4 protein-coding genes are annotated in these 13443 nt (G+C 59.5%); 1 reads left to right on the forward strand and 3 read right to left on the reverse strand.

The features are described from left to right. Nucleotides 1-73: 73 nt before the first annotated feature. Nucleotides 74-295, reverse strand: a complete 222-nt coding sequence (locus OA90_RS17500; RefSeq protein WP_068414816.1) for a hypothetical protein — start codon at nt 293-295, stop codon at nt 74-76. Between the two features lie 21 nt (nt 296-316). On the opposite strand from OA90_RS17500, the gene OA90_RS17505 reads away from it, so the two are divergent. Continuing rightward, the gene (locus OA90_RS17505; protein WP_156510551.1) at nt 317-7063 is read left to right on the forward strand and encodes an autotransporter outer membrane beta-barrel domain-containing protein; all 6747 of its coding nucleotides are present in this window, start codon (nt 317-319) and stop codon (nt 7061-7063) included. Nucleotides 7064-7146: 83 nt separating this feature from the next. Here the strand turns inward: OA90_RS17505 and OA90_RS17510 are convergent, their stop codons facing one another. Both OA90_RS17510 and OA90_RS17520 read right to left on the reverse strand, forming a co-directional pair. Next, nucleotides 7147-8322 (reverse strand): MFS transporter, encoded by a 1176-nt coding sequence (locus tag OA90_RS17510; RefSeq protein ID WP_199823753.1) that lies wholly within the window; start codon nt 8320-8322, stop codon nt 7147-7149. A gap of 795 nt (nt 8323-9117) precedes the next feature. Next, nucleotides 9118-13422, reverse strand: coding sequence for a P-loop NTPase fold protein (locus OA90_RS17520; protein WP_068414825.1), 4305 nt, complete (start codon nt 13420-13422; stop codon nt 9118-9120). Between the last annotated feature and the right edge of the window lie 21 nt (nt 13423-13443).

The following is a 13443-nucleotide window of genomic DNA, read 5'->3' on the forward strand; positions in this document are numbered from 1 at the left end:
CTGTTCTGCCGGTCTGCTGGTTTCCCGCCAATACGGGCTCCGCACCGGTGACCGGCCTGAAGATACCTCTGCGTCAATCATCTTGCAGCCGATAGTTATTTTTTCCGATTCTGCAATAGCGAAAGGCTTTTCGCAAATCGTTTTCAGGATGCAGTTTCATCGAGAATTTTAGCGGGTTCATCGAATCCAGCGTGAGTCTGCGTTTGTCCCCTGCAAGAAGTGTCAAATTCGTTCGCCGATCCTTTTCGCAACCGATGCCTTCCGTTGGGTATTTGGAAACTGAAAGGGCGGCCATGTTTTTATCCGGAGTAAAATAATGAGTGGCAGCATTGCAAATGAACATTTTTTAATCTGCAAGGATGCCACTTTTCCCGGTCTCCGCCGGCACAGGTCGTTTCTGCTGACAACCGTTTCCCTATCCTGCCTGCTCGTGGCCGCGCCAGCCTTTGCCGATGACGGCTGCGACACCTCGGGCAATCCCTGGACCTGTACGTTCACTTTCGGGGAGGACAATTCAAGTATCTACTTTACGGAAACAGGACAGTCATACGGCGAAGATGGCGTCGGGATGACAGTGAACAACTATAACGATCTGGAGATGGATGTCCCGACGAGCGGCGGACACGATCAGGTCTGGTTTCTGCAATCCACGGGAGCGCAGGGGCAGGACACGGGAACCGCCGGAAACGGCGGTGAGATCAGAATTTATAACGACAGCTACATCAACTATCAGGTCGGCAATACGTCCAGCCTAGCGGTGGGCATGAATGCCCGTTCTCTTGGGGGGGCGGGCGACCAGGACAATCGCGACAACGATTCAAATGGAGGAACCGGCGGCAACGGCGGTTCGCTCTATTTTACCAGCGACGGGATCGCTGGATATGACGTGGATGGAGGTTCAAACGCCGGTTTCGTTATTTATCTTGGCGAGAGCTACGGTGGTATGGGCGGCAAGCAAAACGATTCCGTCCTGTCGGATCAGCGGGGCGGTCAGGGCGGATCCGGCGGTGCAATCACGATCGTAAACAACAGTCTGGCCAGTTTTGATATCGGCTCGAGTTCCAGCCGCTTCACGGGAATGGGCAGCGGAGGCGGTTTCTTCGCGAAATCCGTTGGTGGACAAGGTGGCTTCAACAACGGCAATGCGGGGGCGGGCGGGGCGGTAAGCATTACCGGAGATCTCGATGGCAGCATTTACTGGGACGTGACCGCAGGCGGCGGAACGGGCCTTTTCGGATTGTCGGGGCTCAGCCAGGGTGGCGATGGCACCACATCCACCGACAACAGCGACAATGGAGGCAACGGCGGCAACGGCGGGACGGTTACCATTTCGAATGGTGAGGGGCTTGTTCTCGATGTGCTCGGCACTGTCGGGGAAATCAGTGCCGTCTTGGCAGGCAAGAGCGCTGGCGGCAACGGTGGCACCGGTCCTGCCGAGGATCATTATGGTGGATCCGGCGGCACGGCGGGTGCCGTTTCCCTGTCGCTTAACAATGATGGAGACCTCGCCGCCTCTGGTGATTACGTCTACGGTATTCTCGGCCAGAGCATTGGTGGAGAGGGCGGTGACGGCGGCGATGGAACCGCGCTGGCGGGAACCGGCGGCGGTGGCGGCTTTGGCGGCAACGCAGGCAATGTTACGGTTTCTGTCGACATTTGGGCTGGTTCCGTTTCGACCAATGGCGACTATGCCCCGGCTATCGCGGCCCACTCGATCGGTGGCGGCGGCGGCACGGGGGGAGATTTCGTCAGTGTCCTCGGCGGTCAGGCCGGCAACGGCGGCAACGGTGGCAATGCCGGGAATGTGCTTGTTTCCCTTGATGCCCAGGGACTGACGACGAGTGGCGATCACTCGTTCGGTATAGTCGCTCAATCGATTGCAGGCAGCGGTGGAACCGGCGGCATCGATACGTCGACCCTGGTGGGACTTGGGGGGGACGGTGCCGGCGGGGGATCAGTCGGGACGGTGACGATCAACTCCAGCACACCGATCACCACGCAGGGGTTCAACGCACTGGGTATCATCGGCCAGTCCATTGGCGGCGGCGGCGGTGCGGCCGGTTCGGCCTCCGGTCTGGTGAGCGTGGGCGGCAACGCGCAAGGGAGCTCCACATCCGACGGCGGCACGGTCGGCATCTCGAATACCGAAAGCGTCGTCACAAAAGGGGAGTCCTCAATCGCGATCCTGGCACAATCCATCGGTGGCGGCGGGGGCTCCGGTGGAGATGCGACGGGCATTGCCGGGGTAGGAGGACAGGGAGCGGCCGGTGGCGATGGCGGCATCATTGCGATACCCAATATCGGCACGATCACGACATATGACGATTCATCGCCAGGTGCGGTGTTCCAGTCAATTGGCGGCGGTGGCGGGAACGGCGGCAGCACGCTGACCCTGTCGACCATTGCTTCCATCGGGATCGGAGGCTCGGCTTCAGGCGGTGGTGATGGCGGTCTGCTGTGCATAGACAATTCGGCTGTTTGCGGAGCCAACAATTCTTCCGGGACGTTTGTTCCCTATCTTTCAAGCCTCGCCAGTCCTGAAGATGACGGTGATGCCCGCGTCACCACAATCGGCGATTTCGCTCCCGGTGTGGTTGCTCAGTCCGTCGGTGGCGGTGGCGGCAACGGCGGCAGCGACAAGAATTACAGCGCCTTGTCGTTTTTCGCCCTTCAAATGGGCGGTTCGGCCGGTGCCGGTGGTGCGGGCGGGACTGTCCGGTTCGTCCAGGACGAATTTGCGGTCAACACATCCGGTGCGCAGTCGCCAGGTCTGATCGCCCAGTCCATTGGCGGCGGCGGCGGCACGGGCGGAAGCGCCAGCTATTACGACGCCACAATCGGGTTCAACGCCGCCTTCATCGTCGGGGGCAGTGGTGGCGCTGGCGGCAGCGGCGGAACGCTGAATCTCGATCTGACCGACGCCTATATCGCGACAGGCCTGATCACCAATTCCACCACACAATCCGCTCCGAACAATTCGGTCGGTATCCTGGCCCAGTCCATCGGTGGCGGCGGGGGCTCCGGCGGGGCTGTTTCGGCAAGCGATTTCGTTGTTGCCGCACCGACGGGAACCGGTGTGCCGGTTGCCTTCAATTATCAGGCCGCTGTCGGCGGAAACGGTGCGAATGCGGGCAATGGCGGTAGCGTTACCGTATCCTTCGACAACGACTCCGGGTTGACGACGATCGGCGATGCGGCACATGGCATCGTCGCACAGTCGATCGGCGGCGGCGGCGGCAACGGCGGCGATGCGTCGGTGCTTTCCACCACACTGGGCGACAAGGATACTGTCGAGGTCACCGCAGGTGTTGCCTTCGGCGGCGGTGCCGGCAACATCATGAGCGATTTCAATCCCGGCTACAGCTATACAACCTCGGGCGGTGGCGCCGGCGGCAGTGTTTCCGTCACACTGGGAACTTACGGCGAATACACCAATGCGTCCGGCACCGGTGCCACCCGTTTGACCACATTGGCACCCGACGGGACCATGCTGACGGTCGGCGATGGCGCGCATGGCGTGCTCGCACAGTCCATCGGCGGTGGCGGCGGCAACGGGGGCGTGGGTAACAGCAACGCCTATGCACAAGGCGGCGTGGCGTCTCTGAAGGCCGATATTTCACTTGGCGGTCAAGGCGGTTCGGGTGGCAACGGCAACTCCGTCACGGTGCATAATTTTGCCGGCTACACAGTGCAAACCCAGGGATCGGGCGCCAGGGGTATCGTTGCGCAATCGATCGGCGGCGGCGGCGGAAACTCACAGGGCGGGACTCTCTATCTTGCCGCGAATGCCGGTGGTTTTTCGGGAAGGTTGAATGTGGGCGTCGGCGCGACCGGCGGAAGTGGGGGCGAGGGCGGCAGCGTCTATGTGGAAGAATACGGGGTTACCGAAACATTCGGCGGCGACGCGGACGGGATCGTGCTTCAGTCCATCGGTGGCGGGGGCGGCATCGGCGGTTCGCTCGGCAGCGATGCGTCTTCTCACAAGATCCTCGACCAGATCGGCAAAATAAAAAACAACCTATCGCGCCTTACCGACGCGGGCAGTTCCTACGAGCTGACGGTTGATGTCGGCGGAAAGGGTGGTAACGGCGGTGACGGCGGCACCGTGAAATATTACCAGGCAGGCCGCGTGGCAACCTATGGGGACTGGGCGGACGGTGTTGTCCTTCAGTCCATCGGCGGCGGCGGTGGACAAGGGGGCTCTTCTGTCGCGACCGGCGGCGATGTGACCGCGAATATCGAAGTCAGCGTCGGGGGAACCGGTGGTTCCGGAGGCGTTGGTGGCGAGGCCGCGATCTGGGTATCCGGGCAGGGAAGCAATCTCGTTGAAACTCACGGCTATGGTGCTGCCGGTCTCCTGATGCAGTCGATCGGCGGCGGCGGCGGTCAGGGTGGGGACGGTTCCGACAGCCAGACCGGAACCATGGCAATCGGTGGTGATTGGGGCGGCAGCGGTGGTGCCGGCAACGACGGCGGGTCAGTCTACACCTACAATGACAGCGACATCTTCATAAACACCTATGGTTCGGATGCAGCAGGCCTGATCGCGCAGGCCATCGGCGGCGGTGGCGGCACCGGAGGCGTTGGCAGCAGCGTGGAGGCAACGCGGGCCGACGGCCATGAACTGAGTGTATCGGTTGGTGGCTCGGGTGGGGTGGCAGGCGATGGCGGCACAATCAATCTCCAGGCTGACACCAGTATTGTGACGCTTGGAAATCGCTCCCACGGCGTTCTGCTGCAGTCCATCGGCGGGGGCGGCGGGCTCGGAGTGACCGGTTCGGTGGGAGACGATCTGGATCTGGCCATCGGAGGGACTGGCGGTGCCGCAGGTGACGGCAATACCGTCACCTATTCCCTCACCGGCGGCACCGGCGTTGCCACTGGCGGCATTGGTGCCCACGGCGTCATTGCCCAGTCAATTGGTGGCGGCGGCGGCCTGGGCGGCGATGCGACCGGAGGTGTGCTAAGTGTGCTGACTTCGGGCGACAACGCTTCCGGTGGTGCGAGTGGCAACGGAGGGACGATCACACTCGATATCGCAGCTCCCATTGCCGTAACCGGTCAGGATGCGATTGGCGTGGTTGCGCAATCGATCGGCGGTGGCGGCGGCCTGGGCGGTTCGGGAACCGGCGCCTTCGCCGGGGTTACCTCCTCCGACGGGTCGGGAACCGGTGGCGACGTTACCCTGACGATATCGGACAAGGTCTCGTCCACGGGCACGCGCGGCATGGGTGTCTTTGCGCAAAGCCAGGGACCGGACGGCAATGAACAGGTCATGATCACGACAAACTCCGGAGGCCAGATCATCGGCGGGTACAGCGACTCGTCTTCTGCTGTCATGGTGGCCGGCGGCAACGGCAACAGCCTTGTTCTCAATGGCGATTCGGTCGTCGAGTCCGGCTCCTATGTGACCGGCAACGATTATGATGACAACTACGCAGTTCGCTATTCCGGCAGCGGAACGACCGCAGAGGGCGCCATCCTCGATGTGACGGTCAATGACACGGCCTCGCTTCACGGTGATGTTCTGCTGGAAAATGCCGACGGCAATACGGCGGGAACGGTCACGAACAATTCGTCCAACACTCTTGCCGGCGGCTATTTCTACGGAGCGCATATTGTCAACAACGGCCGGTTTGTGCTGAACCGGGAACACGACACCGGAACGACCGTCCTGACGGGCAATTTCATACAGTCGGACGCGGGCAAGCTTGTCGCCGACATCGATCTCAACAACTATGGATCGGATCTTTTCGACATCCGCGGAGACGCCAGTCTCGACGGCACGCTCGGCGTCGATGCGATCAGTCTGCTGCCAAGCCGCAGGACAAGGTTCCTTACTGTTGGCGGCACCCTCAGCGGTTCGCTGACGCCACAGGATTCGCTGATATTCGACTATGCAATCAACAAGATCGGGACAGATCACTATCTGTCTGTCGAGGGCGCGGACTTCACGCCCGTGGACAAGACGCAAATGAACGACGACCAGATACGGCTGGCGAAAAACCTGCAGTCCATCTGGAACCTTGGAGGCAATAACGCGTTCGGGTCGCTTTTCGGCGCAATAGCAAATGAAGTCGACAATGCGGGGCGCGATTATGGCGACACGCTCGACGAACTGCGGCCTAGGGCGGCTCTCGCTCCGGCAGTTGAGCAATCCTTCGAAATGCTCGCCTTCGGCAACAGTCTCATGAGTTGCCCGGTTTTCGAGGCCGACAACGCCTTCCTGTCGGAGGGATCTTGCGGCTGGGCGCGTCTCACGGCGGCTACGGGACATCGGCAGTCGATGGGAACCGCGCCGAGCTACAACGCGGATGCGGTCACCTACACGATGGGAGCCCAGAAGGAAATCGCACCGGGCTGGTTCGTCGGCACTGCGGCTGCCTTTCAGCAGAGCTGGATTTCCCAGGCCTCCAACTCCGTCTCGGGAGAGGGAATTGGAGGCTTCGCCGGTGTCAGTCTCAAACATGAAATCGGCGACTGGACACTGTCGGGAGCAGTGTCGGGCGGTTATGGGCAATACGACCTGGACCGGCGGATTTCGATCACCAACGTTTCCGAAACCGTTTCCAGCTCTCCCAATGTCTACAACGGTGCCATTCGCGCAAGGATCGCGCGTACTTTCGCGGCGACGGACTTCTATGCAAAACCGTATGTCGATCTCGATGCGGTCTATTCGCGCGTCGGCGAATACAAGGAAACAGGTGTATACGGTCTGGAATTCGACGAGACCGATCAATGGAACTTCGCTGTCTCGCCATCGCTGGAATTGGGAAGCTGGTATACCTACGACAGCGGAGCAAGCCTGAGGTTTTTCGGACGGGTGGGCCTGACCGTTCTTGCCAAGGATGACTGGCAAACGAGCGCGCAATTCACTTCAGCGCCCGCAGGCACCGGCAAGTTCACAACCACGCTGGATCATGAAGATGTGTTTGCTTCAATCGGAGCGGGCCTGCAGCTCACTTCGATCGACGGGTTCGATCTTCGGCTTGAGTATGATGGACGTTTCTCCGAGAAAATGGCGACGAACAGCGGCTCATTCCGGGTTAGCATTCCCTTCTGAGCGTGTATGCGGCAGCAGGGAAATGTCACGCAAGGCGCGAGGGCGAGGATGGAGCGGTAACGCCCCACCTCGCGGTCTCGCGATCATGTTCCTGCCGCTTCAAAACATGCCTGAGAACCTCTGTGTCCTGCCCGGGTCAGAAACGGCGCCAGCAGGAAGCTGAGGCACAACATCGGTGCCAGGACCATCAGACCAATCCTGATGTCGGTGTGATCGGCCACAGTTCCGATCAGCAGCGGACCGGCCAGAAACCCGGTCAATGCAATGAAAGACAGGATGGCCACGTTGGAGGCCGGGCTTGTGCCGGGGGCGGCGGAGGCGGCAGTGACGCCGAGCGGAAAGGCCAGAGCGGCGCCTATGCCGAGGATTGACAGGCCTGCCATGGCAGCGGGTATGGCCGGGGCCAACCAGATGACGGCAAGGCCGAAGAGCCCGATGAGGGCGAGGCATTGCGCCAGCCGGCCGGCGGATAGTTTCCGGCGCAGTCGGTCCCCGGCAAGCCGCGTCACGGCGACGGTCAGGATGAAGACGGAAACGCCGAGGCCCGCGATGCCGAGATTGGCGGTGAAGGTATCGCGCAGAAAAATGGCGGCCCAGTCGGCGACGGCTCCTTCCACGAGTGTCGTTCCGAAGGTGAAGAAACACACGCCGAGCAATAGGGGATGCGGCAGCCTGAAGCCTTTTCGCGGAGCCTTTCCGCCATTCGTTGACACGGATCCGGGCGCAGGCAGACGCAAGATGACGGTGGTGGCCGCAGCCAGAACCAGAATTGCGATGCCGAGGCCAGTGTAAACCGGTTCCAGCGCGTATCCGGCGACCAGGGAGCCGATCAGCGTGCCGGTCAGCAAGCCGAAGCTCCACAGGCCATGGGCCTTGCTCATGATCCTGTGGCTAGTTGCGGTCTCATAATCGTCGGCAAGCACGTTCAGGCCGAGTTCCAGAATGGACATGGCCCCGCCAACCAGAGCGAGGGACGCCATCAGCAGCAGTTGAGACGGTGCCAGAAGAGGCAGCAGCATGGCTGTCAGGAAAACCGGATAGAACAGAAGCGTGAGCCGCCGTGCGCCAAGCCAATCGGCCAGCCGTCCGGCGAAGAGAAGGGCCGTTAGCGTTCCCGCCGGCAAACCCGCCAGGGCGATGGCCAGTCCGCCGTTGGAGAGATCGAGACTGGTCTGAATGCCGGGTATGTGCGGAAGCCAGGCGCCAAAGGCGATTGGCTGGAGAAAAAAGATCAGGCAGATGCGTTGTGCCCGGGACAAATGGCACCTCCGGATTTGGGGATGAACTGCCGTTCGGAGTTGCCGGAACGGAGTGACAGGCTTGAGATTCAGAACCGTTGTATGGAGCGGGAAAAAAACGGAAATAACAAGTGTGCCGGCTGGGGGGGCGTCGCCGGTCTTTCCTTTCCCGTGCCCTCATGCTTGTCGAAGCAGCATTTGTCTTAACACGCATGGGCGATTACCCAGCGGAATCACCGGAGAGCAGATCAAGATCAGGGCGGACCGGCCCCGGGAAATTCCATACGGCGTTTTAGATCCGGTTTTGCATGGCACAGTCCAATCAAGGCCTGAAGCATGATGCTGACGCCTTGTTCGATGTCCTGCCAGTCGCTGTGTTCCACCGGCGGGTGGCTGATGCCATAGCTGCTGGGGACGAAGATCAGGCCTGAGAGGCTGAAGGCTGCATGGCCCGGGCCGTGGCCGGCGCCCCCGCATCGGGCAGGGCAGGGGGAAGTAAGCTCCTATCGATGGCGAGTGTTTCGAGGATGTGTTTTTTTGCACAGATGCTGGAGCTAATTATAATATTTTTGCACATTTTTCGCATGACCTCTTCGCAGGCGTCGCAAATGATCACCGAAAAGACTGCCCGGCCAAGGATGATTGGGGGGAGGGCGTCGAGGCGGGCGGCGCGGAACTCAGCCGCACGATTATGCGCGTTCACATGATTGAGGCGGAAACACACATGCTGGAACGGGCCGCAATGGGAAAGTGGGGACACCGGGTGTGAACGACGCGCTGCAGATTGGAAGCCGGTGGGCCTGACCTGCTGAAAGACTATTTTGCCGGCTGACGCGAGACGCCGGAAGCGGGATCTGCCGTCTGGTTTGAACCGGGGGCTGGTTGCTGTCCTTCCTGAGAGGTTGCCGTGGCAGACGAATGCAATTTTCTTGCATAGATCCTCGTATGTTCTTTTCCAACATTCGCGGAGTCGAGCAGGCCTTTCACTTCTGACGCAACTGCTTTTATGCTGGCGTCCGGCTGGTGCTTTTGAAGGTAATCGTCAATCATCTTCCTTGGGTCGCTATCAATCTTTTCCGGATCGGGGAAACCCTGCAAGAAGGCTTCGGCGGAGCCAAGTGCGATCACCTTCGCGTCATCGATCTGGGGCGAGCTTTCGGCTTTGTGTTCGAAGTCTCTTGAAATCCAGCCAAACCAGCTCGCCAAGAGATCGAGGAAGTCCACAGTGTAGTTGATCTCGCGCATTCTCGCGGAGGCAAACCGCATCCGGTTCATGAAACGTTTGATGGCCCGGGGTGTCCCATTGATACCCTCGATAACCTTGTTTGCGTCCTTGAGCGCGGTGGTAAATGTCTCCGGATCGTAAGTTACGTTTTTGGCAATCGAATAGGCGCGCCTCAGATAGATCCACACTGCCGCAAGCGCCAGCAAAAGCACGAGCGGTACCAGGATCCAGAGTTCCTCGTAGCGCCACACCGGTTCAATCGGACCGGGCGAAGGTTCGATGCCATCGAGTTCCTGGTTCTCAAAGACTTCCGTTGCCGTTGGTTGTTCCAGATTTTGGCGCGTGCCGGGCGCGCCTTCTTCGGTCTGTAGGGACGTTCGCAGGGTTTCGCCGCCGGTTTCAATCGGAACCGCAGCCACAGGCAGGAGTTCTTCAGCCTGGGGCTCCGGCCGGGCGGCAATCCTTTCGTAGAGGCCTCCGCCGTAGATCCAGAACGCCCAGAGCAGCGCTCCGATACAGCTGTATTGCAGCGCAATCAATGCTCCCCTGTAACCAAGAGAAATTGCCGGCTTCAGTTTCGTCAACCACCTTTGGTTCGAGGCACTTGGTTCTTGCACCTCGACCGGACGGCCCTGTACGAGTGCTGCGGCTGCCTCCGGTGTCATGGGCGGGATGGTGATTTCGAGGTTGATCAGCTTTTCCATGTAGTGACGGGCATAGGCGCGCCGCTTGGTGGTATCACCTTTTTCGAAATGAAACGGGATCTCCCTGTCGGGGATGCCGTCGGCTATATGCTTCAGTTCCTCGCCGATGGAGTGTTCGACCTGGGCTCTGTCGAACCCCATGACCACGATGCAGTCGCCGACGGACATGAAGTAATTGACGGCTTCGAATATGGACAACACGGAACTCGCCTGGCAGCGGTCGAGATCGTCGATGAAAATGACCAGTCCAGGGACGCCCGGCATACGCAGGGCGCGGCAGACCTCGCCGAAGGCCTTGCCGAAGTTGTAACGGAAGCTGAGTTTGTCCTGAAAATCGGTGATCCGGGCAAGTGACGAAAAGTTTTTCAGAAGCTTTGCCGGTTTTGCCGGCAGGGCAATCCAGAGAGTGCGTAGCCAGTAAATCAGGCCGGCAACCGGAACAGCCGTTACAACTATCCCTCTGAAAGTGAGACCATCCTCTGTCGAGAGTGTTCCTTCAAACTCCTTGAACTTCTGCTGCAGCCACAATACCTGCTCGTCCGTGATGGCAAAGGCGACGAGAACCACCGCGAGAGCGGCGAGGAGAGCCACCGGGAACATCGTCATAAATTGTGCCTGGAGCCTGGGTGCTATGAGCCGGGTACGGAAGTACAGGCCGCGCCAACTCCAGATGCTGGGAATGGCGCGAGTCCGTACTGCCTCGAACAAGGCAGCCAGCAGATGTTCCTCATTCTGGTGATGCCAGGCATTGAACCAGACGGCTGAGGTACCGCGCTGTTTCAATTCCTGCCACAGAAGGTTCATGAACGAGCTTTTGCCGGACCCCCAGCCGCCGGCGACGCCCAGAACGAGGGGCGGTTCCGTCTGGGTGTTTCTGAGAAAGAGCGAGACCTGGTTTGCAAGCTGTTGCAGGCCGAGGACATCTTCGTCCTCCCAGCCGATTTCCCGGTCCGACTTTCCCGCGGCGATAGGCTGCGATCTGTTGCCTCGGATGATCCACCATTTGCGGAGATAGTAGAAACAGACCAGCAATGCGGAAAGACAGAGAACAATCGAAACATATGAAAAGACCGGTGCTCCGGCTGCCCACGGTACATGTTTCCACTCACCGATACCTTCCTGGCCCGGCTCGGGAAGAGAGACTGTCTTGTAGAGCACTCCATGCGACGGGGCCCCGTCAAAAGTTGGCCGTCCGACGGCAACGGCGTAGTTGCGCGCACGGTCGATGCGGACATCGCTCAAGGCCGGAGCATGATCTTCGCCGATTGTCCCGGCGGTCCACTGAAACCCTCCGTCGTGGCTGACAAGAACGCTTCCCTCATCCCCCACCGTAATGCCCGTGGAGCCGTCGAAATAAACTGCTCGCAGGGACGCGGTTCCTGTTTGCGGAGCTTTGACTTCCAGCCAGTCGATTTCCGAAGCAATCCCTACAGATGCGGCGTTTGCTTGAGTCTCGGGCACGTCCGCGGCGGTTGATTGCGGACGAGAACCGGGACTGGCCGGTATACCCAGGTAAATGGCTCCTTCGTCGCCGACCGCGACGCGCATACCGTTCTCGCCCAGTTCGGTCGTGGCATTGATGGTTACAGGAAAAAAGCTGGAAATATTGACAGGCGTCCCGTTGTCGATCCATTGCAGACGATCAGGGCTGAAGAGGAGACGCGCCGCTGCGTCCAGAGCAGTTGGCTGAATCGATTGATCGTTTGCATAGGTCACGTCGAAGATAAAAATTTCTCCGTTGCTGGAGAACGCCAGTATTTTTGTCCCGTTTCCCGAAAAAGTCAGAGAGGTCAAATATCTTCCGACCGCCAGTGTTCCCTGTTCCAACTGGAGCGTTTCTTCGTTCCAGTCGAGACCTTCAATGGAAGCGAGCCTTTCACCGGTTGAAACACTCCATATTCCCAAGATGCCTCCTTCATAAGCGGATGCGATGAAGCGATTGTCCGGTGAAAACGCCGCGCCGAAAAATGCATTACGAATGCCGGACAATTGCCGGGACGTGCGTCCTGTTTCCGTATTCCAGATTGTTATCCTGCCATCGGCTGACGTGGTCAGGACACTCGAACCATCGGGAGAAAACCCGGCAAAACTCACAGGAGCCTGGTGTGAGAGAATTGATAGCTCACGCCCTGTGACTGCGTCCCACAGGACTGCGGTGCTGTCGTGGGAAGTGAGGATATGCCGACCGTCATTTGAAAGCGTTACTTTGCCAAGCGGCAGTTTTCCGGCGCGCAGTATTCCGAGCTGTTCGCCGTTGGTGCTGTCCCAGATACGTATGGTATTGTCTTCCGACGATGTCAGAAGTTTTTCCCCATCGGTAAAAAATTGAACCTTCGTTACTCTTCCCGAGAGGCTTTCGAGAACCGCGAGTTCATTTCCTGTCTCGCTATCCCAAATTCTTGCTGTGCCATCCTCGGAGGCGGTCGCGACACGCTGACCGGTGGGATCGAAGGTCGCGTCAAGAACAGTTGACCCATGCCCTTTGAACAATACCAGTTCATCGCCGGTTTCGGAGTCGGACACCGCGGCGGTGTTGTCCCGGGACACTGTAAGTATGCGCGTGCCGTCGGGAGAAAACTCGGCGTGCTGGTCGCCTCCTGTGTGGGACTGAAGCGCAGTGAGCCTGCTGCCCGATTGAACATCCCATACCTGGGTGGGGCCGAGATCGGAGTAAGTGAGGAAACGTGTACCATCCGGGGAGAAGGCAGCGCCTGTTGCCGATGTCTGCCGATTTGGAAACTGATTTGCCAGACTGACAGAGGCAACTTCACCGCGTTGTAGCGTGTCAGTCTGTTCCCACTTTTCGTTCTGATAGAAAAAGACCTTGCCTTCGACACCTATAGCACCCAGGTGCCTGCGATCCGCGCTGAGGAAAAGCCGGTCCACGATGATGTCGGACAGGTCCGATCCCTCTTCCGTGCTGATACGCCATGGGAATGCTCCCGGCGTTTTGAGGAGGTTCTTAATCGGTTGATCTTGCGTTCCCCATTTCTCCAGCCGAGCTCTGTGAAACAGCTGGTCCTTGGGACCGACGGGTAAAAAATCGTGACGGGCGTAAGCCGGTTCGTGGTCGCGGTTCAAAAGAGGAGGCAACCAGGAAGCGCCGGTCGTGTCGTAAAAGGGACTACCGATCGGCTTGGAGTTTGAGAAACCGTAAAAGGAGAGAACAGCAAAAAAGAGCGCCACCATCATGGCGATACCGGATCTCCCGAG

The organism is Labrenzia sp. OB1 (genome assembly GCF_001624695.1).
GTDB lineage: Bacteria > Pseudomonadota > Alphaproteobacteria > Rhizobiales > Stappiaceae > Roseibium.